The organism is Pseudomonas sp. E45-MNA-CIBAN-0222 (assembly GCF_040310405.1).
Taxonomy (GTDB): domain Bacteria; phylum Pseudomonadota; class Gammaproteobacteria; order Pseudomonadales; family Pseudomonadaceae; genus Stutzerimonas; species Stutzerimonas stutzeri_AC.
In genome coordinates this window covers 1-23412 of sequence record NZ_JBEOPU010000020.1, presented here as the reverse complement: position 1 = coordinate 23412, position 23412 = coordinate 1, and the positions used below count along the sequence as shown (strand labels likewise).

The window sequence follows — 23412 nt, the reverse complement described above, 5'->3', positions numbered from 1 at the left end:
AGCGGGAGGCAGCATGGCGCAGCAGTATCTACCGGGGCAACGCTGGATCAGCGACAGCGAGGCAGAACTCGGCCTCGGAACCATTCTGACCCAGGATGGACGGATGCTCACCGTGCTCTACCCTGCTACCGGCGAAACCCGCCAGTACGCCACACGCAGTGCGCCACTAACGCGAGTGCGCTTCGTGCCGGGTGACGAGATCACCCACTTCGAAGGCTGGAAGATGACGGTGCGCGAAGTCGACGACGTCGACGGCCTGCTGGTCTACCACGGTTTAACCGCGCAGAACGAAGCCCGCACGCTGCCGGAAACCGAGCTATCGAACTTCATTCAGTTCCGCCTGGCCAGCGACCGCCTGTTCGCCGGGCAGATCGACCCGCTGGGCTGGTTCAGCCTGCGCTATCACACCCTGCACCACCAGAGCGCTCAGCTGCAGTCTTCGCTGTGGGGGCTGGGTGGCGTGCGTGCGCAGCCCATCGCGCACCAGCTACACATTGCCAAGGAAGTCGCCGACCGCATCGCTCCGCGTGTACTGCTTGCCGACGAAGTGGGCCTCGGCAAGACCATTGAAGCCGGCCTGGTCATCCATCGTCAGCTGCTCTCGGGCCGCGCCAACCGGGTACTGATCCTGGTACCGGAAAACCTCCAGCACCAATGGCTGGTAGAAATGCGCCGCCGCTTTAACCTGGAAGTCGCCCTGTTCGACTCCGAGCGTTTCATCGAGAGCGATGCCAGCAACCCGTTCGAAGACACACAGCTGGCACTGGTATCGCTGGAGTGGCTCAAGGAAGACGAGCGCGCTCAAGACGCAGCCTTCGCTGCCGGCTGGGATCTGTTGGTGGTGGACGAGGCGCATCACCTTGTCTGGCATCCGGAAAACGCCAGCCCCGAATACAAGCTGGTCGAGCAACTGGCCGAAGTTATCCCCGGCGTACTGTTGCTGACCGCGACCCCAGAGCAGCTGGGCCAGGAAAGCCACTTCGCACGCCTGCGTCTGCTGGATCCGAACCGTTTTCATGATCTGGAGGCTTTCCGGGCAGAAAGCACCAGCTACCAGCCGGTGGCCCAGGCGGTGCAGGAGCTGCTTGACGAAGGGCGTCTCTCGCAGCAGGCCCACCAGACCATTCACGACTTCCTCGGCGCCGAAGGCGAAGCTCTGCTCGCCGCTGCCACCGATGGCGACATCGAGGCCAGCAGCCGCCTGATCCGCGAGCTGCTCGACCGGCACGGCACCGGCCGCCTGCTGTTCCGCAACACCCGCGCCGCCGTACAGGGCTTTCCCGAGCGCCAGCTGCATCCCTATCCACTGCCCTGCCCGGCCGAATACCTCGAACTGCCGCTGGGCGAGCATGCCGAGCTGTATCCGGAAGTGGCCTTCCAGAGCCAGCAGGACGACGGCGAAGCGAGCAATCGCTGGTGGCAGTTCGACCCACGTGTCGAGTGGCTGATCGACACGCTGAAGATGCTGAAGAAGTTCAAGGTGCTGGTCATCTGCGCCCATGCCGAGACCGCGCTGGACCTGGAAGATGCGCTGCGCGTGCGCTCGGGCATTCCAGCCACAGTGTTTCATGAAGGCATGAGCATCCTCGAGCGCGACCGCGCGGCAGCCTATTTTGCCGACGAGGAATTTGGCGCACAGGTGCTGATCTGTTCGGAGATCGGCAGTGAAGGCCGCAACTTCCAGTTCAGCCACCATCTGGTGCTGTTCGACCTGCCGGCACACCCGGATCTGCTGGAGCAGCGCATCGGCCGCCTCGACCGTATCGGTCAGCAGCACATCATCCAGCTGCACGTGCCCTATCTGGAAACCAGCCCTCAGGAACGCCTGTTCCAGTGGTATCACCAGGCGCTGAATGCCTTCCTCAATACCTGCCCAACCGGTAACGCACTGCAGCATCGGTTCGGTCCACGTTTACTGTCTCAGCTGGAAGAAGGCGACGACGAGGCCTATCAACTGCTGATCGACGAAGCCCGCGCTGAGCGTGAGCGCCTGGAAGCCGAGTTGCACAGCGGCCGTGACCGCCTGCTGGAACTCAATTCCGGTGGCGGCGAGCAAGGTAAAGCCCTGGTCGAAGCCATCGAGGAACAGGATGACCAGTTCGCCCTCCCTATCTACATGGAGCAGCTGTTCGACGCATTTGGCATCGACAGCGAGGATCACTCGGAAAACGCTCTGGTGCTGCGCCCGAGCGAAAAGATGCTGGATGCCAGCTTCCCGCTGGGTGATGACGAAGCTGTAACCATCACCTACGACCGCGAGCAGGCGCTGGTTCGTGAAGACATGCAATTTCTCACCTGGGAACATCCCATGGTGCAAGGGGGTATGGACCTCGTGTTGTCCGGCTCCATGGGCAACACCGCCGTGGCGCTGATCAAGAACAAGGCCCTCAAGCCGGGCACCGTCCTGCTGGAGTTACTGTTTGTCAGTGAAGTGGTTGCGCCTCGCGCACTGCAGCTGAGTCGCTTCCTGCCGCCGTTGGCGCTGCGTTGCCTGCTTGACGGCAATGGCAACGATCTGGCATCGAAGGTGGCGTTCGACACCCTGAACGATCAGCTGGAAAGCGTACCGCGGGCCAGTGCCAACAAGTTCGTCCAAGCTCAGCGCGACGTACTGGCGACGCAGATCGTGGCCGCCGAAGCCAAGATCGCGCCGCGCCACACCGAGCGCGTCGCCGAGGCGCAGCGCAAGCTCAGAGCAGGTCTGGATGAAGAGCTCGCCCGGCTGGTGGCCTTGCAAGCGGTCAATCCGAGCGTGCGCGACAGCGAGATCGAAGCCTTGCGCCAGCAGCGTGAAGACGGCCTGGCAGCGCTGGACAAGGCTGCACTGCGGTTGGAGGCAATCCGGGTGTTGGTCGCCGGTTGAGTCGGTACCGCCGCGCCCTGGTGTCCTGAAGGCGGGTTGAAACCCACCTTCAGGGACTGTGAGCAAGTCGAGGCGTCGGGCGACTAAGCCTGCTCTTTGCGGGCGATTCGCCAGTACGCACCCACACGGGCCGCCCGCGCTTTTGGCGGCTCGGCATACAGCCGGCTGCCAAGGTGCAATGCGCGCTGCTGCAACTGAGCGCGACGTTGCTCGATACAGCGTTGCAACAGGTCCCGCGTTTCTGGCGCGCCAAACAGGTCGGGGGCGCGCTGCATCAATTGCGTCATCATCGCCAGGTCATGGTCATCACCCAGGGCGTCAGCTACCTGTTTGAGTTGCTCGGCTCGGCTTTCCAGCGCATCCGGCCAGCACGGAGACAGCAGCTGACAGTGGTACCAATGATCCTTCACACGCTTGCGCCACTCGTGGAGCAGCTCGTCCGAGTCTTCCTTCTGAGCCCGAGCGAGATCCCGCACACCATCGGTGTAGGTCCGCCGAAACCCGTCGGCGAGCAACCCGAAGCCCTTGCCGGGCAATTGCCAATGTTTCACGTCCTGAGTCAGCGAGCGCAGTTCGCCAAGCACCTGCGTCACCTCGACATCGAAGCCGGTGTGCGCCTCGCCATCCGGTGCGGCGCGCTGCTGCAACTGCAGACGGATCTGGCGAAATGGATCGCTGACAAACAACGGCTGATCGGTGCGCGCCAAGGCGTCCCAGCTTTCCAGCATGGCTGCGGCATCGCGCGACTCTGCCAGGCGTCGCCCGGCGTCCCGCAGGCGGCGATTGTCGACCTTGAAGCGCGTGCCCAAGGGTTCACGCACGAGCCGCAGCAGCGCGCGCAGCTCCTTGAAACGCTTGCGCGCCTGGTGAACGCCCTCGGCGCGCTCGGCTGGCGCAACGCAAAGCGCCTGGATCGCCTTGTTGATGCGTCCCAGCGCGGCTTTGCGTACCTCTTTGGCAGCGTTGCGCGCAGGGCGTATTCGATAGGCCATTAGCGTTTTCCTCAATGAGACGCTCCGCAGGAGCACCTGTGTTGAGACCCGCGCACCGAGCCGGGCGTTGACCCGGCAATGTGAAGATTTGTGTCAGCGCCGTCGAGATCTCCCGCCTCAACCGTAGCGCTTGCGCGCCTCGATGGCCAACCCGCTACCGATGCTGCCGAAGCGATTGCCCTCCACGTGGCGTGCCCGCGGCAGCAGACCGGCGACGCTCTCGCGCAGCGCCGGAATGGCACTCGAGCCGCCAGTGAAGAACACCGTATCGACCTCATCATGGCGCACCCCGGCATCCGCCAGCAGCTGGCCAATACTGCCGCCGATGCGGTCGAGCAATGGCGCGATGGCGCTTTCGAATCCCTGACGGGTCAGCTCGACCCGTAGCGCCGGTTCGATACGTTCGAAATCGATGGCGAAATATTGCTGCTCCGTCAGCTCGATCTTGCTCTGCTCGACTTGCATCGCCAGCCAGTGTCCGGCGCGCTGGTCGATCAGGCGGAACAGACGATCGATACCAGTGGGGTCGACGATGTCGTAGCGCATGCTCTGCAACGCGCGTTGCGACGCGGGTGCGTAAACCGCATTGATGGTGTGCCACGTGGCCAGGTTCAGGTGGGTGCTGGTGGGCATCGGCGCATCGCTTTTCATCCGACTGCCATAGCCGAACAGCGGCATCACGCCGTGCAGGCTGAGCTGCTTGTCGAAATCGGTGCCGCCGATATGCACGCCACCCGTGGCCAGAATGTCCGCCTGACGATCAGCGACAGCCCGCCGCTCCGGCGAGAGCCGCACCAGCGAGAAGTCCGACGTACCGCCACCGATATCGACGATCAAAACGCGCTCTTCGCGCTCGATACGCGACTCGTAATCGAAGGCCGCGGCGATCGGTTCGTATTGGAAAGACACATCGCGGAAACCGATCTTGCGCGCCGCTGCGGCCAGGGTGTCCGCCGCTTCTCGATCGGCCTGCGGGTCGTCATCGACAAAAAACACAGGGCGCCCCAGCACGACCTCCTCGAATGGCCGGCCCGCAGCCGTTTCGGCGCGCTGCTTGAGGGTGCCGAGGAACAGGCCGAGGATTTCCTTGAATGGCATGGAACTGCCGAGCACCGTGGTTTCGCTTTTCAGCAACTTGGAGCCGAGCAAGCTCTTGAGCGACCGCATCAGGCGGCCTTCGTAACCCTCCAGATATTCGTTCAGCGCCAGCCGGCCGTAGACAGGACGGCGCTCTTCGAGATTGAAGAACACCACCGAAGGCAAGGTCGGTTGCTCGCCTTCGAGAGCAATCAGCGGATCGACGTCAGGCCGCCACCAGCCAACCGTGGAGTTGGAAGTGCCGAAGTCGATGCCGCAGGCGCGGGCAGGTAAGGCGTTGAGCATGGCGGATTCCACGGCTACGGAAAAAACGGCCGCGCAGTGTAAAGGAGGCTGCCCGTGGATGCAGGTCTATCGTCGACCACTAGGCCGATGGATTTTGCAGACGTAAAAAAATGCCCGGCCATTGCTGGTCCGGGCACAAACCCCATAACGCAACGCCGTGTCAGGCAGGTACTGCTTCCGCTCCGGGCGCATCTGCAGCCATCCCCGCAGTCATGCGCTTGGCATCGGCGCAGAAGGTCCGCGATGCCATGAACAGGAACACCATGGTCAACAGCAGCGAGCCCGGGATCAGGTACATCGCCCCGTGCAATCCTTCGGCTCGGAATGCCTCGGCCATTTCGCTAGCACCGGCGGCAAGCATCGCGGCTTCGGCAAAGTGATCCGAGAGCAGGCCTACCACGACCGTCCCCATGCCGCCGCCGAGCAGGTAAAGGCCGGCGAAGAACAGCGCCATAGCGGTGGCCCGCAGGCGCGGCTCGACCACATCCTGGATCGCGGTATAGACGCAGGTGTAGAAGTTGTACGAGAACAACCAGCCGATGCTGAATACCGCGACGAACACGCCGGCCTCGATACGCCCGGCCAGTAGCGCGTAGCCGGTCGCGATGGTGGCGATCAGCATACTCACAGCGGCGAAAATCAAGCGACCGCGAGCGAAGCGCTGATGAATTCGGTCGGCGACCCAACCGCCCAGCGTCAGCCCGACCAGGCCAGTCAGGCCGACGATGACGCCAGTGGCGACCGAGGCTTCTACCAGCGGCATGCCGTGGTAACGCATCAGCAGCGGCACCATGAACGCGTTGCAGGCATAGGTTGCGAAGTTGAACGCCAGCCCGGCCATCACCAGCCACCAAAAGGTGCGAATCGACAACACCTTGCGCATCGGCTGCTTCACCGGCTCCTGCGAAACCTTGACGGTCTCGGCGGCGCCGCGCGATGGCTCCTTGATCATGAAGATGAACAGCGCCAGCACCAGCCCGGGTACCGCGGCGATGAAGAAAGGTGCACGCCAGCTGCCGAACGCCTCGACCATCGAGCCAATGGTAAAGAACGCCAGTAGCAACCCCAGCGGCAGCCCCAGCATGAAAATACCCATCGCCCGAGAGCGTTTGTGTGCCGGGAACAGATCACCGATCAGCGAGTTGGCTGCCGGCGCATAGCTTGCCTCACCGATGCCGATGCCCATGCGCACCAGCAGGAAGCTCCAGAAGTTCCAGGCCAGCCCATTCACAGCCGTGAGGCCACTCCAGGCGGTGAGCCCCCAGCCCATGATCTTGCGCCGCGAGCCGAGGTCAGCCATGCGCCCCAACGGCAAGCCGGCAATGGCATAGACGATGGTGAATGCGGTGCCGATCAAGCCGAGCTGGAAGTCATTGAGATTCCACTCCAACCGGATCGGCTCGGCGATGATCGCCGGAATGGTGCGATCGAAGAAGTTGAACAGGTTCGCCAGGAACAGCAGAAACAGCACGCGCCAGGCGTTGGATGCTTGGGTGGAAGGCTGCATGACGTCGGTCTCGAATTGTTCTTATATTGCCGGCCGCAGACCAGCCGGGACTCGAGACTGACTCTAGAGTCTGCGCCAGTTCCTGTCTCCGAACATCAACCTCGCTTATGCCGCGCGATGGCTCAGCAATCGCGCCACTCGGCCAGCCAGCCAAGACTGGCGCCGGAGCCCTGCTCACCCGGCTTGTACTCGGCACTCAGCCAGCCTTGGTAGCCGCTGGCCTGCAAGGCGTGCAGCGCAGCGGCGAAGTCCACATAACCTGTGCCAGGCGCGCCGCGGCCTGGGCAATCGGCGAATTGCACATGGCCGATTCGATCACCCAGCTGCGCAATGCAGCCCAGCAGATCCAGCTGCTGACGGGCCATATGATAGAAATCCAGTTGCGCCAAGCAGTTGGGGTGCTCGACCCGCTCCAGCAGCGCCCTGAGGTCTTCCGCGGTGTTGATCAGAAAGCCCGGCATATCCAGCGGGTTGATCGCTTCGCAGAGCACGCGAATGCCGAGCATGTCGAAGGCATCGGCAGTTTTCCAAAGATTACGTTCGAGGGTTGCCAGCGCCAGCTCGCGCTCAACGCCCTCGGCCAGCCGTCCTGGCAGTACGTTGACGCTCGCTGGGCGGGCCATCAGCGCGTAGGTCAGGGCCTCCTGCAACGCGATGTCGAACGCCTCCTGACGCTCGGGTACCGCGGCCAGCCCAGGCCCACCCTGCAGCAGATCGCCGGCCGGCAGGTTGATCAACACGAGTGGCACGCCGGCCCGCTCCAGCAGTTCTTTCAGGCGAATGGCCGGCAGCTCGTAGGGAAACTGAATTTCCACACCATCGAAGCCAGCCGTGCGCGCGGCGAGAATCCGTTCGGCAAGCGGAAGCTCGGTGAACAGGAGCGACAGATTGGCAGCGATCCTCATTGGCCGCCCTCCCGGTACATCTGCACCAGCGTGGCAGGATCGCACTCCAGGTTGCCCTGGCTGCCATGCAATCGCATCAGTTGCGCGGCAAGACCGCTCAAAGGCGTGGCCGAACCCTGCTCGCGGGACAGCTTCACGGCGGTGTCCAGATCCTTTAGCAGCGTCCGCACATGCCACTTCACCGGCTCGAATTCGCTCGCCGCCATCTGCGGGGCGAGGATCTGCAGTGGCTTGGAATCGGCGAACCCACCGGCCAATGCCGGCGCCAGCAGGCCGGCATCGACACCGGCGCGCTCGGCAAGCGCGACCACTTCAGCGATCACCAGCGCATTGCAGGCCACGATCATCTGATTGCAGACCTTGGTTACCTGCCCAGCGCCAACGTCTCCCATGTGGGTAACGCGCTGTCCCAGGTTCATCAGCACCGGACGCACCCGCTCGACATCCTCGACTCGACCGCCAGCCATGATTACCAGACTGCCCGCCTCCGCACCGGGAGTACCGCCGGATACTGGGGCATCGACCCAGCGCATGCCGCTGCGAAATTCCAGCTCGGCGGCCATGTCGCGGGTTGCCGTCGGCTCCAGGCTGGAGTGATCGACCAAGAGCTTGCCGGCTTTACCACCTTCGGCAATTCCGCCCTTGCCAAAAAGCACCGCACGCACGGCGGCAGTATCGGCCAGGCATAGCAGCACAATGTCCGCCTCAGCGCAGAGCTCGGCGGGCGTTGCCACCGCTTTGGCACCCTGCTCAACCAGCGGCTGGCACTTCTCGGGCGAGCGATTCCACACCACCAAGCGATACCCTGCTGCCAGGAGGCGGCGGCACATCGGCAACCCCATCAGGCCGATACCGGCGAAGGCAAGAGTTGGCAGATCGGTCATGGACGGCTCCTCGGTGAACGGTGTTGCAATTCTAGCGCTGGGCCGCGGCTTACAGCCATGAATAGCACTGAAGTGCCCCGCGCTGTCGCTGGCGCGCAGCCTAATGTCACAATGTCATCAGTGATCAACCCAGCAAATTGCCCGATCAACCGGAACGATCCGTCCTAAAGCGCCTCTGAATGAGGCCCCGAGGTTTCACCTCGCGCAAACCTATCGCTCAACGCACTCCACGCTCGGCAAAGCGCGTGCATCAAAAGACATCGCAGGAAACAAGCAATGGACTTAATTCAGATCATCGTCCTGGCCATCGTGCAGGGGCTTACCGAGTTCTTGCCGGTATCGAGCTCGGCCCATCTGATTCTTTTCCCGCACCTCGCAGGGTGGGAAGACCAGGGACTGGCATTCGACGTCGCCGTACACCTAGGCACTCTGGTCGCTGTGGTTTGGTACTTCCGCCAGGAAGTGTTCAGCATGACCCGCGACTGGTTCGCGTCCGTGTCGCGCCGTCAGCGAGTAGGCGACAGCCGGCTGGCCTGGGCGGTGATTCTTGGAACGATCCCCGCCGGTATCGCCGGCCTGCTGTTCAAGGACTTCATCGAAGTACAGCTGCGCTCGCCACTGGTGATCGCCTGGGCGACCATTGGCTTCGGTTTGCTGCTGTGGTGGTCGGACGTGGTCGGCCGGCGCACTGCGCAACCGCGCGATGAGCACAGCCTGACCTGGAAGGACATTCTGCTGATCGGCTGCGCCCAGGCGCTGGCATTGATCCCTGGCACGTCCCGCTCGGGCGTAACCATGACTGCCGGCTTGCTGTTGGGGCTTTCGCGCTCGGGTGCCGCGCGCTTTTCCTTTCTGCTGTCGATTCCGATCATCGTGCTCGCCAGCGCGCTGAGCACACTCGATCTCATAGAAGGTGGCGCAGCCGTAGACTGGACGGCAATGGGGTTGGGTGTGGTGCTGTCGGCAGTAAGCGCCTACCTGTGCATCCACATTTTCCTGAAACTGTTGGAACGCGTCGGCATGCTGCCGTTCGTGATTTACCGAGTGATCCTCGGTGTCGTACTGCTGGTTCTGTTCAGCGGCGCCTGAGCCAGCCGAGCGGCATGAAGAGCTGCCGCGGTATGCGACCCAGTCGCGCCGCGGCTCTTGATATCCAAATGCGCCAGCGGAGGCGGATCAGCCCTGGGGCAGATCGATGAGTAACGGACCGAGCAACACCGCCGCGATGCGAGCCTCGGCGAACATCTTCTTGGTCAGCGGCACACCAATCGTCTCCGTGCCTGCAACAGGTTGCGCTTGAATCTTGGCGACCTCTCTGAACGAATGTCCATCCGCCCATACCACGGTCGACCGGCGCCTCTCATTACCCTTCACATTCATTCCCTTCGCTGCACGGGGTGGCACATTGCTAATATTCGGCCACTACAGGGTTGTTAGGTCTTGCGCCCGAAAAAAGTTCGTCGTGTTGCAAGATATTTCTGAATAATTTCATGTTTCGTTTCAGGTAGCGACACCGCTCACCTTTCGCTTGGCGTTCGACACTCCCCCGGCTCTATAATCCGCGCGCTTTTTCCGCTATTGAACCGGAGAACCCTCAATGCTGAAGCGCTCCCTGGCAGCCGTCGCCGGCCTTGCCCTGTCCCTGTCTATTGCTACTACTCACGCCGCCGAAACCCTGCGGGTTTCTGCCATCCCCGACGAAGCCCCGACCGAGCTGATTCGCAAGTTCAAGCCCCTGGGTGAGTACCTGGAACAACAGCTGGGCATGCCGGTGAAATTCACCCCGGTATCGGACTACGCCGCCGTCGTAGAATCCCTGGCCTCTGATCGCCTCGATCTCGCCTGGCTGGGTGGTTTCACCTTTGTGCAGACGCGCCTGAAGACCGGCGATGCAATCCCCCTGGTACAGCGCGAGCAGGATGAAAAGTTCACCAGCAAATTCATTACCGCTGATCCCGAAGTGAAGTCGCTGGCGGACCTGAAGGGCAAGACCTTCGCTTTCGGCTCCGTGTCTTCGACCTCCGGCAGCCTGATGCCGCGTTACTTCATGCTCAAGGATGGCATCGAGCCGGAGAAATTCTTCAAGCGCATCGCTTACTCCGGCGCCCACGACGCTACCGCCGCCTGGGTCGAAGCCGGCAAGGCCGATGCCGGCGTGCTCAACGCTTCGGTGTGGGACAAGCTGGTCGCAGCGGGCAAGATCAATACCGACAAGGTTCGCGTCATCTCCACCACCCCACCCTATTACGATTACAACTGGACGGTGCGCGGCAACCTTGATCCAGCGCTGGTCGAGAAGATCAAGGCGGCGTTCCTGGCGCTTGACCCGGCTAACCCGGAGCACAAGGCAATCCTCGACCTACAGGCCGCCAGCCGCTTCATCGAGACTAAGCCGGAGAACTACGAAGGCATCGAGGAAGCCGCACGCGCCGCCGGACTGTTGAAGTGACGCTACGTATTCATCACCCATGAGCACGTTACAAGCGTCCCCTGCTGCGGGCGGTATTAGCGAACGCAGGCCGGCGCTGAGGCTGAGCGGCGTGGGCCACACCCACGCTGGCGGCCAAAGCGCCCTGCGCGAGATCGATCTGCAAGTCGCGCAGGGCGAGCGCGTCGCCATCATCGGGCCGTCGGGGGCTGGCAAAACCACATTGCTGCGCCTGCTGGCCACGGCGCTCAAGCCGGACCTGGGCGAGCTCGAAGTGCTCGGCAGGCGTCCATGGACGCTTGCTGCTGGCGCCCGTCAAAGGCTGCGTGCCGACATCGGCCTCATTCACCAGGCGCCCCCTTTGCCACCCCGGCAACGGGTGGTCACCGCGGTACTGGCCGGGCAACTTGGTCACTGGTCGCTGCCCAAAAGCCTGCTCAGCCTGATCTATCCACTGGACATTCAGGGCGCCGCCGATGCGCTTGGACGCCTGGATCTGGCTGAAAAGCTATACATGCGCTGCGATCAGCTTTCGGGCGGGCAGCTGCAGCGTGTTGGAATCACCCGTGTGCTCTATCAGTCACCGCAGCTGATTCTCGCCGACGAACCGGTCTCCGCCATGGACCCGGTGCTCGCCAGCCATACCCTAGGTGTGCTCACCCGCGAAGCCGAGCGCCGTAACGCCACGCTGCTGGCCAGCCTGCATGCGGTGGAGCTGGCGCTGGAGCACTTCCCGCGGATTGTCGGTGTACGCGACGGGCGCATCCTGTTCGACAAGCCCGCCCCAGAGGTCGGGCCGGACGAACTGGCCGCGCTGTACGCCAACGAGCAGCTCGAGCATGTTCCCACGTTGCCCGCCACGCCAACTCCGCAACTGAACATTCCTCGATGCTGAACCCCGCGCTAGCCCGCCGCGACCCTGCCGCTGCTTCGCGCCTGATGCTGACTCTGCTGGCCGTGGCGCTGCTGTGGCCTGGGCTGAAACTGAGTGAGCTGGATCTGGGCGTGCTGTTCGATGGCAGTAATGCCGACACCATGGGCACCTTTCTCTCAGCGTTCTGGCCGCCAGAGCACAGTGCCGAGTTTCTCGGTCTGCTCTGGCAGGCGACGCTGGAAACATTGGCCATTGCCACCGCTGGCATGACGCTGGCCTTGGCGGTCGCTATCCCCTGTGCCCTGCTCGCTACCCGCGCACTGTCACTTTCAGCACTCAGCCGTGACGGTCGTCCGGCCTGGTGGGCGCAAGTGTTTCGCTGGCCGGTGCGCGGGCTGCTGATCCTGTTGCGCAGCATCCCGGAGATCGTCTGGGCATTGCTCTTCGTGCGTGCTGTGGGCCTTGGACCGACCGCAGGCGTGCTGGCCATCGCCATCACCTATGCGGGCATGCTCGGCAAGGTCTACGCGGAAATTTTCGAATCGGTCGACCCGCTGCCGGCCCGTGCACTACTAGGTGCCGGCGCATCACGGCTGCAGGCCTTTTTCTACGGTGTGTTGCCACAGGCCACAGGCGAGATGCTGTCCTACACCGTTTACCGCTGGGAATGCGCAATCCGTGCGTCGGTGGTCATGGGTTTCGTCGGCGCCGGCGGTCTGGGCCAGCAAATGGACCTGTCGATGCGCATGTTCGCCGGCGGTGAAGTTGCCAGCATGCTGCTGACATTCCTCCTCCTAGTGCTGCTGGCCGACCTGCTCAGCCGACTGCTGCGCTGGAGGTTCGCATGAAGCTGCTGTCGCGCCTGCTGATCCCGCTCGGGCTGGTCGCATCAGTGATAGCGGCCTTCACATTCCTGCAGCTGGAAAGCGCCGCCCTGCTCAGCCGCGACGGCCTCGGACAGATGGCCGCGTACGCCTCAGGCTTCATGTCGCTGGACCTGTCGCCAGCACATCTGCAAGCCATTGGCCTCGGCACACTGGAAACACTGGCCATGTCGGCCATCGGCACCTTACTCGCCGCGCTGGCAGGCTTGCTCCTCGCACTTCCGGCCGCAGGGCGGTTCGGTCTGCTGCCGCAAGCGGCATCGCGCCTGCTGCTCAATGCACTGCGGGCGATACCGGAACTGGTATGGGCGGCGCTGATGGTGCTGGCCGCAGGACTCGGCCCGAATGCCGGAACCCTGGCCCTGGCCCTGCATACCGCAGGCGTACTGGGGCGCCTGTTCGCCGAAGCGCTGGAAAACACCCCAACGCAGCCGGGCGATGCCCTGCGCATGGCCGGTAGTGGGCGCATCGCCGCCTTCTGCTACGGCACGCTGCCCTCGCTGTGGCCGCAACTGGTGGCATACACGCTATACCGCTGGGAGAACAACATCCGCATGGCCAGCGTGCTGGGCTTTGTGGGGGCCGGCGGTCTGGGGCAAATGCTGTATATGAGCCTGAGCCTGTTTCAGGAAGCCCAGGCTGCGACGGTCATCCTCGCCATGCTGTTGATGGTGCTGGCAGTGGACAGTCTGAGCGCCTGGGCGCGGCAACGCTGGGTGCGCAGCTGAGCCCAGCGAGCCGGGGGCGCTACGCCCCGTTTCAGTGCACGACTGCCTGGTGACCGCGCTCCTGCACCAGTACCCAGGGCGCAACAACCACGGCCCAAAGGTCCGGATCGCGTTCCAACCAATCCTGCGCCTGGTCGGCGTGCATCTTCGACAACTGCCCACCGTTCATCCAGGCCGCTACCTTGGTTCGATCATCCTCGGCGACGGCCAGTGCGACCTCCACTAGATCGGCATCGCCGGCAACCTGCAGCAGCGCGCCACGAGCAAAGAAGGGCTCCAGTTCCTGCCAGGTAATCGCTGCTGTTTCGCCCAGCAGCTTGGCATAAAGAGTGCTTGCGTCGTCGGCCATGGGACTCACCAGAAACGAAAAAGGGCGCAATGATACCCGCGCCCAGATTCCCATCAAACGGTTGAATCTGCCGGCTGTGCAAACGGAGAAGACACTTCTACACTGTGCCGGTACAGTTGCCGGAGCGTTTCGGGATGTTCGCCTCTTAACGGCACTCCGGCCCGCATGATTCAAACAATAACGAGCAAGTGGAGCACTTATGAAGACCAAGCAGCGTCTTTCGAAAATTTTCCTGGCAATGGCACTGACCGGCGCAGCCAGCTACACCATGGCCGCCGATACCATCCGCATTGGATTGGCAGGGCCGGTAACAGGACCGGTGGCGCAGTACGGGGACATGCAGTTCATCGGGGCCGAAATGGCCATCGAGCAGATCAACAAGGCCGGCGGGGTGAACGGCCAGAAGCTGCAAGGTGTGCGCTACGACGACGCTTGCGATCCGAAGCAGGCCGTGGCGGTGGCCAACAAGATCGTCAACGACAACGTCAAGTTCGTCGTCGGCCATCTCTGCTCAAGCTCCACTCAGCCGGCGTCCGACATCTATGAAGACGAAGGCATCCTGATGATCACCGCGGCCTCCACCAGCCCGGACATCACCTCCCGCGGCTATGAGCTGATCTTCCGCACCATCGGCCTGGACAGCCTGCAAGGCCCGACGGCCGGCAACTTCATTGCCGACCACGTCAAGCCGAAGAACGTCGCGGTTATCCACGACAAGCAGCAGTACGGTGAAGGCATCGCCACGGCGGTCAAGCAGACGCTGGAAGGCAAGAACATCAAGGTCAGCCTGTTCGAAGGCATCAATGCCGGCGACAAGGACTTCTCCTCGCTGATCGCCAAGCTCAAGCGTGAAGGTGTGGACTTCATCTACTACGGCGGCTACCACCCGGAACTGGGACTGCTGCTGCGTCAGTCCAAAGAGAAAGGGCTGAACGTGCGCTTCATGGGCCCGGAAGGCGTCGGCAACTCGGAAATCTCGGCCATCGCCGGGCCAGCCTCCGAAGGCATGTACGTCACACTGCCCAAGTCGTTCGACCAGGACCCGCGTAACAAGGAACTGGTTGACGGCTTCAAGGCGAAGAAGCAGGACCCGAGCGGTCCGTTCGTATTCCCGGCCTACGCCGCGGTACAGGTCATCGCCGAAGGCATCGAAAAAGCCGGCAGCACCGAAACCGACAAGGTAGCCGAGGCGCTGCGCAGCAATACCTTCGACACCCCGACCGGCATGCTCTCGTTCGACGAAAAAGGCGATTTGAAAGACTTCAACTTCGTCGTCTACGAATGGCACCAGGACGGCACCAAGACCGAAGCCAAGTAATTTCCATCAGCCTCGCAAAGCCCACACTCGCTTGTGGGCTTTGTTTTAGCGGGCGGCCCTGCCAAAAGCATCGGGCCGCCTTGCCATACCTGTAATCCGACGAGCGGCCTGAACAGCAGACCCGCCTCGAACCGGTGCCGTGCGTGATCCGCAGGGCGCCGTACCGCAGTGGCACCGCGCCAAAGCGTGCGGTGTGTTCGACGTGGGCAGCGCAGCCAAACCGGAACGGAATTGCAGGGACTTCGGGAGCGCAGTGATGCCTGACCTTTACCACTACTTACAACAGCTGATCAACGGGCTGACCGTTGGCAGCACCTACGCGCTGATCGCCATCGGTTACACGATGGTTTACGGCATCATCGGCATGATCAACTTCGCCCATGGCGAGGTGTACATGATCGGCTCGTATGTCACCTTCATCGCGATTGTCGGCCTGTCCATGATGGGCCTGGACGCGCTGCCAATCCTGATGATCGGCGCGTTCGTCGCTGCCATGATCGTCACCAGCGCCTACGGCTACAGCATCGAACGGGTCGCCTACCGTCCGCTTCGCGGCAGTAACCGGCTGATTCCGCTGATCTCTGCGATCGGCATGTCGATTTTCCTGCAGAACGTCGTGCTGCTGGCCCAGGACTCCAAGGACAAGGCGATCCCCAACCTGATGCCAGGCAATCTGGTCATCGGCGAGAGCGCCATGAACGGCGTGGTGATCTCCTACATGCAGATCCTGATCTTCGTGGTCACCTTCGTCGCCATGTACGGGCTGACGATGTTCATCTCCCGGTCACGCCTGGGTCGCGCCTGCCGCGCCTGCGCCGAAGACCTGAAGATGGCCAACCTGCTGGGCATCAACACCAACAGCATCATCGCCCTGACCTTCGTCATCGGCGCTGCACTGGCAGCCGTCGCGGCGGTGCTGATCAGCATGCAGTACGGGGTGATCAACCCGCACATCGGCTTCCTTGCCGGCATCAAGGCTTTCACCGCGGCAGTGCTAGGCGGTATCGGCAGCATTCCGGGCGCCATGCTCGGCGGGCTGGTACTTGGCGTGGCCGAAGCTTTTGGTGCGGACATCTTCGGCGACCAGTACAAGGACGTCGTGGCCTTCAGCTTGCTGATCCTCGTGCTGCTGTTCCGCCCTACCGGCATCCTCGGTCGTCCGGAGGTGGAAAAGGTATGAGGGGCAATCTCCGTATAGCCTTCTTCAGCGCCCTACTGGTCATCGCCGTGGCGGTGCCGGTGTTCGGCTTGAAGCTCACCACCGTCGGCATCCGCGTCGAAGTTCATGGCGCCGAGATCGGTACTTTCTGGATCATCGCCGCCTGCGCCGTGGCCATGTTCGTCTGGCAGCTGTTCCGCACGCACCTGGCCGCCGGCTGGGCTGCGAGCCCCAACCTGCCAACCGTGCCTGCCGGCGCCGGCAATTTCCTCACGCTACCCTCGACCCAGCGCTGGATCATCCTGGCACTGGTGATGGTTGCACTGGTGTGGCCGTTCTATGGATCACGCGGTGCCGTGGATATCGCTACGCTGATTCTGATCTACGTGATGCTCGGCCTCGGGCTGAACATCGTCGTGGGCCTGGCCGGCCTGCTGGATCTGGGTTACGTCGGCTTCTACGCCGTGGGCGCCTACACCTACGCATTGCTCTCGCACTACTACGGGGTCGGTTTCTGGACCGCTCTGCCCATCGCGGGTGCGATGGCAGCGCTGTTCGGCTTCCTGCTGGGCTTTCCGGTGTTGCGCTTGCGTGGTGACTACCTGGCCATCGTGACCCTCGGCTTCGGCGAGATCATCCGCATCCTGCTGCGCAACATGACCAGTGTCACCGGCGGCCCGAACGGCATCAGCGGTATCGACAAACCGACCCTGTTCGGCCTGTCGTTCGACCGCCGTGCTGCCGAGGGCATGCAAACGTTCCACGAGTACTTCGGCGTGGCCTACAACTCGGTGAACAAGGTGATTTTCCTCTACCTGATCGCCCTGCTGCTGGTGCTGCTGACCCTGTTCGTGATCAACCGGCTGCTGCGCATGCCGATCGGTCGCGCCTGGGAGGCCCTGCGCGAAGACGAGATCGCCTGCCGCGCGCTGGGCATGAACCCTACCGTGATCAAGCTTTCGGCGTTTACCCTCGGCGCGACCTTCGCCGGTTTCGCCGGCAGCTTCTTCGCCGCGCGTCAGGGGCTGGTATCGCCGGAATCCTTCACCTTCATCGAGTCGGCGATCATCCTCGCCATCGTGGTGCTGGGTGGCATGGGCTCGCAGCTTGGGGTAATCCTCGCGGCGATCGTGATGATCCTGCTGCCCGAGCTGATGCGCGAATTCAGCGAATACCGCATGTTGATGTTCGGTGCGCTGATGGTGCTGATGATGATCTGGCGTCCACAAGGCCTGCTGCCGATGCAACGCCCGCACTTGGAGTTGAAGCAATGAGCCGCCCGATTCTAGAAGTACGCGGCCTGATGATGCGCTTCGGCGGCCTGTTGGCTGTCAACGACGTAGGGCTGACGGTACACGACAAACAAGTGGTCTCAATGATCGGCCCGAACGGTGCCGGCAAGACCACGGTGTTCAACTGCCTGACCGGCTTCTATCAGCCGACCGCCGGGGAAATCCTCCTCGACGGTACGCCGATTCACGGCTTGCCCGGCCATAAGATCGCTCGCCAGGGCGTAGTGCGCACCTTCCAGAATGTCCGTTTGTTCAAGGACATGACGGCGGTGGAAAACCTCCTGGTGGCGCAGCATCGTCATCTGAACACCAACTTCCTCGCCGGTCTTCTGAAGACACCGGCATTTCGCAAGAGCGAGCGCGCAGCAATGGACTTCGCCGCGCACTGGCTGGAGCAGGTTAATCTGACCGACGTTGCCAACCGTCCGGCAGGCACCCTCGCCTACGGCCAGCAGCGCCGTCTGGAGATTGCCCGCTGCATGATGACGCGCCCGCGCATCCTCATGCTCGACGAACCGGCAGCCGGTCTGAACCCCAAGGAAACCGAGGATCTCAAGGCGCTGATCGCCATGCTGCGCGACGAACATGGCGTCACCGTGTTGCTGATCGAGCATGACATGAAGCTGGTCATGAGCATTTCCGACCACATCTACGTGATCAACCAGGGCACGCCGCTGGCCGATGGTTCGCCCGAACAGGTGCGCAACAACCCGGACGTGATCAAAGCCTACCTGGGGGAGGCGTAAGCATGCTGACTTTCGAAAACGTCTCGACCTTCTACGGCAAGATCCAGGCCCTGCACGATATCAACGTGCAGGTGGAACAAGGCGAAATCGTCACCCTGATCGGCGCCAACGGTGCCGGCAAATCGACCTTGCTGATGACCCTCTGCGGCTCACCGCAGGCATCCAGTGGCAGCATTCGCTTCCAGGGTGAAGAGCTGGTTGGCAAACAAACCTGCGACATCATGCGCAAGGCCATCGCCGTGGTTCCCGAGGGCCGGCGGATCTTCGCCCGCTTGACCGTGGAGGAAAATCTCTCCATGGGCGGGTTCTTCACCGGCAAGACGGACTTCCAGGAGCAGCTGGACAAAGTGCTCGGACTGTTCCCGAGGCTAAAGGAACGCTACCAGCAACGCGGCGGCACCATGTCCGGCGGCGAACAACAGATGCTCGCCATCGCCCGCGCGCTGATGAGCAAACCCAAGCTGCTGCTGCTCGACGAGCCATCGCTGGGCCTGGCGCCAATCATCATCCAGCAGATCTTCGAGATCATCGAACAGCTGCGCGAGGATGGCGTGACGGTGTTCCTGGTCGAGCAGAACGCCAACCAGGCGCTCAAGCTTGCCGACCGCGGTTACGTGCTGGAAAACGGTCACATCGTCATGCAGGGCAGCGGTCACGACCTGCTGACCGATCCAAAGGTACGTGACGCCTACCTGGGCGGATGACACCCCTGCCACGCCCGACGAACAAGCCCTGCCATCCGGCGGGGCTTTTTCGTTTTATACGTACCTTCGCGCGGTCAGAAGAACCCAGGCGCTGCGCGCGCAGTCGAAGAACCGCTATTCTTCTTCGCCCCTTTGCCACATAACGACATCAAGGAGATCTCAAGATGCGCCACTGCCTGTTCGGCCTGCTCATGGTTGCCAGCGTCACTGCGAATGCCGAGATTCAGACGCAGGAAATTCCCTACACCGCTGCCGATGGCACCGAGATGATCGGCTATTACGCCTATGACGACGCCATCGAAGGCAAGCGTCCGGGCATCGTCGTGGTACACGAATGGTGGGGGCTGAACGACTACGCCAAGCAGCGCGCTCGCGACCTCGCCGGACTGGGCTACAGTGCCCTCGCCATCGACATGTACGGCGAAGGCAAGAACACCGATCATCCGAAAGACGCCATGAGCTTCATGCAGGCAGCCCTGAAGGACGCCGATGCTGCCAAGGGCCGCTTCAATGCCGGCCTCGACCTGCTCAAGGAACAGGCACAGACCGATACCGCCAAATTGGGCGCGGTGGGCTACTGCTTCGGCGGCAAGGTGGTGCTGGATATGGCCCGCCAGGGCGTGCCGCTGGACGGTGTGGTCAGCTTCCACGGCGCGCTGGCCACCGAAACTCGCGCCGCCCCCGGCAGCGTCAAGGCGCGCGTGCTGGTCGAGCATGGCAGCGAGGACAGCATGATCAGCAGCGACGACATCGCCGCACTGAACGTCGAGATGGTCAAGGCCGGCGCCGACTACCAGTTCGTCAGCCTGCCCGGTGCCAAGCACGGCTTCACCAATCCGGGCGCCGACGCCCATCAGAAGAACGGCCTCGACGTCGCCTATCAAAAGGCCGCGGACGAACGCTCCTGGCGCGACATGCAGCGCTTCTTCGAAGACACTTTCGGCAAACCTGCAACCGCCCAAGCGCAGTGACCGACCGGCTTCTCGTCTGTGATTCGTCCCGGCGGCACGCCTGCCGCCGGGGCGCGTGCTAGCATTGCGCGCACAACTCACCGTCGATCACGAGTCATGGCCGAACACGATTTCCGCTACACCCTGCTCAACCCCGCACACACCCTCACCGAATGCCGAGCGCTGGCGCCGGGTCGCTATCAGGTCACGGGCAATGGCGGCTCGATTCGCAGCGGCGATGTACTGATCGTCACGCTCAAGGGCAGCCGCGAGTTGTCCCAGCGCCTGACCGTGGAGAAGGTACGCCACCTGATCAACCCTCCCGGGCAATGGATGGCCGTGGCCAGCGGACCGGTGTTCCGCGAACTGGAAATTCTCAACTGGCAGGTTGCCTGCGACAGCTGTGGCAAGCAGCTGGACTTCGAGTTCGCCGTCGACGCCAAGCTCGGCGAGGCCGCCCGCAAACCCGCCGCCCAGGCGCGCATCACCGAACTGGGCTGGTCCGGCCAGAACGACCAACACCGCTGCCCCAGCTGCCAGAAGGAGCAACAGGCATGACTTCACGAATCCTGCCACTTATCGCCGCCCTCGGACTCACAGGCTGTGCCACCGAGCAACTCGAGCTGCAACGCGACGTCACCTACATCGCCGAATGGATCGGCGATGAAGCGGTGATCGGCCGCACGCCCGTCTCGCTCACGCTGAGCGAAGGCCGCGCGTACGGCAACGCGGGCTGCAACCACTGGTTCGGCAGTTACGAGCATGATGGCCAGCAGATCCGCTTCAGCAACCTGGGCAGCACACGCAAGATGTGCGCGGAGGAAATCATGGAGCAGGAGCACCACTTCCTCGACCTGCTCAATCGAGTCGAACGCTGGGACGTTTCCAATATCGACCAGCTGCGTCTGTGGCCCGCCGAGGGCACCCCGCTGCGCCTCTGGCCCGAGCAGGAGTAACCGCTCCAAATCTGCGCATGCACCACCGCATGCGCACTGCCATAAGGCGTTGGAAGCCGGACGGCTCTTCGAAGCACTCGATAGCGCAGGGCAAAGGGTCTTCTGTTTTTTTCAGCAGCGGCCCACACGGACTGATTTTCAAAGGGCTGCGATGACTTCAAATCGGCTTTGGCTCGCCAGCATCCAGTCATTCGCGAAACTGGCACATCCAGTGCATAGACTGAATTAACCAGTTTCGGGGACCCTGGTACAGGCAGGCCAGGGATTCCCCTCTTTTATTGCCGCCCACGAAGCCGCTCGCCAGAGCGGCTTCGTGCTTTCCGAGAGAAGGAAAGCCAGACGGCGTTAGAACAGACTCAGTTGCTCGAAACCACCGCGCAGATCGACCAACCGCACACCGACACCAATCAACCGAACCGGTCGGGCGCCGCGGGAGAAGGCGATGGCGACCAGATCGGCATAGTCGTCGAGATCGAGTCCGGCGCCAGCCTGCTCCATCGTGGTCTGGGTGAAGTCATGGAATTTGAGCTTTACGAAGGGCTTGCCGGGCCGATAGCCGTTGTCGAGGCGCGCCATGCGCGTAGCCAACTGCTGCAGCAGCTCCGGCAGACGCTCAAGGCACGCCGCCAGATCCGGCAGATCCCGGTCGTAGGTCTGCTCGACGCTCACCGACTGGCGCCGGCTTTCCACCTGCACCGGCCGCTCATCGATGCCCCGCGCAAGCCCCCAAAGCCGCTCGCCAAACGCACCAAACTCGCGAACCAGCTCCAACCTGCCCCACTCACGCAGATCGCTGCAGGTGCGAATCCCCAGCCGGGCCAACTTCTCGGCCGTCACACGCCCGACACCATGTAGCCGGTTGACCTCCAGCGCTGTTACGAACTCGTCTACCTGCGCCGGGGTGATGACGTACAGACCGTCCGGCTTGTTCCACTCGCTGGCTATCTTGGCGAGAAACTTGTTCGGTGCCACGCCCGCTGACACCGTGATGCGCAGCTGCTGCCAGACCCGGCGCCGGATGTCCTCGGCAATACGTGTGGCGCTACCGGAAAAATGCTCGCAGGCGGACACATCGAGGTAGGCCTCGTCCAGCGATAGCGGTTCGATCTGCTCGGTGTAGGTTCGGAAGATATTCTGAATCTCGCGTGACGCCTCCCGATAGGCATCCATCCGCGGGCGAAGGATCAGCAGATCCGGGCACAATTTCAACGCATGACCGGAGGCCATGGCCGAGCGCACGCCATAGGCCCGCGCCTCGTAGTTGCAGGTAGCGATGACCCCACGACGATCCGCGGCGCCGCCGACCGCTAGCGGCCGTCGCGCCAGGCTGGGGTCGTCTCGCATCTCAATCGCAGCGTAAAAACAATCGCAGTCGATATGGATGATTTTGCGTAGAGCGGGCTGACTCACGGAAACGGGGGCACCGGAAAAGAGTGAACGAATCTTCAGCGCGACGGGTCGGTTATTGAGATGGTAAGTCGTTTACCACCCCGATAGCCGGAGGTTCAGATGAAAATCTTGTACGCGGGCGCGATCGTTCTCAGCGGACTTTTTTCCGCAGCCGCGATGGCTGATCAAGACATGATGAACACACAGCCGCAAGGCACCAATATTCAGCAGGAAAAACATGGCGACGACCATGTTCGTGAAAACAAGGATGGCGTCGATCCGAAAATGAAGAAAGAAGTACAGGACGACTGGCGCGAGGATGCAAAAAAGCGCCGCGAGAGCGACGTAATGAAGCCGGAGCAACGCGGCTGATCCACCTAACGACAGTTAAAGCTCAAGCGGGTACGGCGGCACCAGCGCCTTGCCGTAGCCGTCGATGAATTCCGGCGGCATGCGCTTGGGTTTCCCGCTTGAGAGCTCTATACAGACAAAGGTGGTCTGCGCGCGCAGTAATGTAGCGCCGTCTGCCGGCCTGACCAGCTGAAAATTACGCTTCATCTTCAAACGCTGATCCGACTCTGAAATCCATGTACCAAGCTGCAGCAAATCGCCTTGGTAGGCAGCGGCCAAGTAGTCGATTTCATGGCGAAGCACGGCCATGGCGCGATCCAGGCGGCGATAGTCGCCAATATCCAGCCCTAGACTTTGCGAGTGCCGCCACGCACATTGCTCAAGCCACGTCACGTAGACCGCGTTATTCGCGTGCCCCAGCTCGTCGATGTCGCCCGACTGCACCTGCAGGTCGATGATGAATGTCTGCGCTTGATCCCAGCTCATTCTGTATGCCCCGATGGCTGATTGCGATGACCTATGAGACCGCAGCGAGGCGGATGAGTCACGTCCGTTGCGCCGCACTATAGCCTGGCATTCAGCATACGTGCCGACAGGTGACCACTTTTCGACCGCACAAAACAAAAAGGGTCATCTCATGAAAGATGACCCCTTGAAGCCCAAAACGGGCAATAAAAATGGCGTCCCCTAGGGGACTCGAACCCCTGTTACCGCCGTGAAAGGGCGGTGTCCTAGGCCACTAGACGAAGG

At 62.4% G+C, this 23412-nt stretch carries 24 protein-coding genes; 15 read left to right on the top strand and 9 right to left on the bottom strand.

Annotated features, from left to right (window positions below):
• Window positions 1–13: 13 nt before the first annotated feature.
• Entirely contained in the window at window positions 14–2863 is a 2850-nt protein-coding gene (gene rapA / locus AAEZ08_RS21075) for an RNA polymerase-associated protein RapA (protein ID WP_102820181.1), read from the top strand.
• A gap of 83 nt (window positions 2864–2946) precedes the next feature.
• Here the strand turns inward: rapA and AAEZ08_RS21070 are convergent, their stop codons facing one another.
• The 5 genes from AAEZ08_RS21070 to AAEZ08_RS21050 all read right to left on the bottom strand — a co-directional run bounded on the left by AAEZ08_RS21070 (window position 2947) and on the right by AAEZ08_RS21050 (window position 8534).
• Window positions 2947–3855: a CHAD domain-containing protein gene (locus tag AAEZ08_RS21070; RefSeq protein ID WP_500125081.1), complete on the bottom strand. Its 909-nt coding sequence runs from the start codon at window positions 3853–3855 to the stop codon at window positions 2947–2949.
• Window positions 3856–3972: 117 nt separating this feature from the next.
• Window positions 3973–5238, bottom strand: coding sequence for an Hsp70 family protein (locus tag AAEZ08_RS21065; RefSeq protein WP_058065298.1), 1266 nt, complete (start codon window positions 5236–5238; stop codon window positions 3973–3975).
• A gap of 160 nt (window positions 5239–5398) precedes the next feature.
• A complete protein-coding gene (locus AAEZ08_RS21060) occupies window positions 5399–6745 on the bottom strand; it encodes a spinster family MFS transporter (RefSeq protein WP_003281361.1) in 1347 nt (448 codons plus the stop codon).
• 122 nt (window positions 6746–6867) lie between these two features.
• Window positions 6868–7650, bottom strand: a complete 783-nt coding sequence (locus tag AAEZ08_RS21055; protein WP_500125080.1) for a hydroxypyruvate isomerase family protein — start codon at window positions 7648–7650, stop codon at window positions 6868–6870.
• Window positions 7647–8534, bottom strand: coding sequence for an NAD(P)-dependent oxidoreductase (locus AAEZ08_RS21050; RefSeq protein WP_483031850.1), 888 nt, complete (start codon window positions 8532–8534; stop codon window positions 7647–7649). Before AAEZ08_RS21050 ends, AAEZ08_RS21055 begins: the two co-directional genes overlap by 4 nt.
• Before the next feature lie 276 nt (window positions 8535–8810).
• On the opposite strand from AAEZ08_RS21050, the gene AAEZ08_RS21045 reads away from it, so the two are divergent.
• Complete coding sequence (locus AAEZ08_RS21045; RefSeq protein ID WP_500125079.1) at window positions 8811–9623, top strand: undecaprenyl-diphosphate phosphatase; 813 nt, start codon at window positions 8811–8813, stop codon at window positions 9621–9623.
• 87 nt (window positions 9624–9710) lie between these two features.
• Here the strand turns inward: AAEZ08_RS21045 and AAEZ08_RS21040 are convergent, their stop codons facing one another.
• Window positions 9711–9914 (bottom strand): hypothetical protein, encoded by a 204-nt coding sequence (locus AAEZ08_RS21040; RefSeq protein WP_003281355.1) that lies wholly within the window; start codon window positions 9912–9914, stop codon window positions 9711–9713.
• Window positions 9915–10131: 217 nt separating this feature from the next.
• Here AAEZ08_RS21040 and AAEZ08_RS21035 point away from each other — a divergent pair, with 217 nt between their 5' ends.
• Genes AAEZ08_RS21035 through phnE form a run of 4 tightly spaced genes read left to right on the top strand, consistent with a single transcriptional unit; the run spans window position 10132 to window position 13448 of the window.
• Window positions 10132–10983 carry a putative selenate ABC transporter substrate-binding protein gene (locus AAEZ08_RS21035; RefSeq protein WP_003281353.1) on the top strand — a complete coding sequence of 284 codons (852 nt, stop codon included), beginning with the start codon at window positions 10132–10134 and terminating at the stop codon, window positions 10981–10983.
• Between the two features lie 19 nt (window positions 10984–11002).
• Window positions 11003–11857, top strand: coding sequence for a phosphonate ABC transporter ATP-binding protein (locus AAEZ08_RS21030; protein WP_051121795.1), 855 nt, complete (start codon window positions 11003–11005; stop codon window positions 11855–11857).
• Window positions 11851–12684 (top strand): PhnE/PtxC family ABC transporter permease, encoded by an 834-nt coding sequence (locus AAEZ08_RS21025; RefSeq protein WP_500125078.1) that lies wholly within the window; start codon window positions 11851–11853, stop codon window positions 12682–12684. Before AAEZ08_RS21030 ends, AAEZ08_RS21025 begins: the two co-directional genes overlap by 7 nt.
• The gene (phnE, locus tag AAEZ08_RS21020; RefSeq protein ID WP_500125077.1) at window positions 12681–13448 is read left to right on the top strand and encodes a phosphonate ABC transporter, permease protein PhnE; all 768 of its coding nucleotides are present in this window, start codon (window positions 12681–12683) and stop codon (window positions 13446–13448) included. Before AAEZ08_RS21025 ends, phnE begins: the two co-directional genes overlap by 4 nt.
• A 31-nt stretch (window positions 13449–13479) precedes the next feature.
• On the opposite strand, the gene AAEZ08_RS21015 is transcribed toward phnE, so the two are convergent.
• Window positions 13480–13797: a DUF2288 domain-containing protein gene (locus AAEZ08_RS21015; protein WP_058065291.1), complete on the bottom strand. Its 318-nt coding sequence runs from the start codon at window positions 13795–13797 to the stop codon at window positions 13480–13482.
• Between the two features lie 199 nt (window positions 13798–13996).
• Here AAEZ08_RS21015 and AAEZ08_RS21010 point away from each other — a divergent pair, with 199 nt between their 5' ends.
• The 8 genes from AAEZ08_RS21010 (at window position 13997) to AAEZ08_RS20975 (ending at window position 20922) form a co-directional block, all read left to right on the top strand.
• Window positions 13997–15115, top strand: coding sequence for a branched-chain amino acid ABC transporter substrate-binding protein (locus tag AAEZ08_RS21010; protein ID WP_500125076.1), 1119 nt, complete (start codon window positions 13997–13999; stop codon window positions 15113–15115).
• Between the two features lie 256 nt (window positions 15116–15371).
• On the top strand, window positions 15372–16295 hold the full coding sequence (gene livH, locus AAEZ08_RS21005) for a high-affinity branched-chain amino acid ABC transporter permease LivH (protein WP_003281343.1): 924 nt from the start codon (window positions 15372–15374) through the stop codon (window positions 16293–16295).
• Complete coding sequence (locus AAEZ08_RS21000; protein WP_003281341.1) at window positions 16292–17548, top strand: high-affinity branched-chain amino acid ABC transporter permease LivM; 1257 nt, start codon at window positions 16292–16294, stop codon at window positions 17546–17548. The genes livH and AAEZ08_RS21000 overlap by 4 nt, the downstream gene beginning before the upstream one ends.
• Complete coding sequence (gene livG, locus AAEZ08_RS20995) at window positions 17545–18312, top strand: high-affinity branched-chain amino acid ABC transporter ATP-binding protein LivG (protein ID WP_003281340.1); 768 nt, start codon at window positions 17545–17547, stop codon at window positions 18310–18312. The genes AAEZ08_RS21000 and livG overlap by 4 nt, the downstream gene beginning before the upstream one ends.
• 2 nt (window positions 18313–18314) lie before the next feature.
• A complete protein-coding gene (locus AAEZ08_RS20990; RefSeq protein ID WP_003281338.1) occupies window positions 18315–19016 on the top strand; it encodes an ABC transporter ATP-binding protein in 702 nt (233 codons plus the stop codon).
• Between the two features lie 164 nt (window positions 19017–19180).
• Window positions 19181–19987 (top strand): dienelactone hydrolase family protein, encoded by an 807-nt coding sequence (locus AAEZ08_RS20985; protein ID WP_003281337.1) that lies wholly within the window; start codon window positions 19181–19183, stop codon window positions 19985–19987.
• 96 nt (window positions 19988–20083) lie between these two features.
• Window positions 20084–20524: a hypothetical protein gene (locus tag AAEZ08_RS20980; protein ID WP_003281335.1), complete on the top strand. Its 441-nt coding sequence runs from the start codon at window positions 20084–20086 to the stop codon at window positions 20522–20524.
• Window positions 20521–20922 (top strand): META domain-containing protein, encoded by a 402-nt coding sequence (locus AAEZ08_RS20975; RefSeq protein ID WP_500125075.1) that lies wholly within the window; start codon window positions 20521–20523, stop codon window positions 20920–20922. Before AAEZ08_RS20980 ends, AAEZ08_RS20975 begins: the two co-directional genes overlap by 4 nt.
• 345 nt (window positions 20923–21267) lie before the next feature.
• On the opposite strand, the gene dinB is transcribed toward AAEZ08_RS20975, so the two are convergent.
• Entirely contained in the window at window positions 21268–22332 is a 1065-nt protein-coding gene (gene dinB / locus AAEZ08_RS20970) for a DNA polymerase IV (protein ID WP_102820187.1), read from the bottom strand.
• Window positions 22333–22431: 99 nt separating this feature from the next.
• Here dinB and AAEZ08_RS20965 point away from each other — a divergent pair, with 99 nt between their 5' ends.
• Entirely contained in the window at window positions 22432–22683 is a 252-nt protein-coding gene (locus tag AAEZ08_RS20965) for a hypothetical protein (RefSeq protein WP_003281331.1), read from the top strand.
• A 15-nt stretch (window positions 22684–22698) separates the two neighbouring features.
• Here the strand turns inward: AAEZ08_RS20965 and AAEZ08_RS20960 are convergent, their stop codons facing one another.
• Window positions 22699–23148 (bottom strand): acyl-CoA thioesterase, encoded by a 450-nt coding sequence (locus tag AAEZ08_RS20960; protein ID WP_003281329.1) that lies wholly within the window; start codon window positions 23146–23148, stop codon window positions 22699–22701.
• Window positions 23149–23412: the final 264 nt, after the last annotated feature.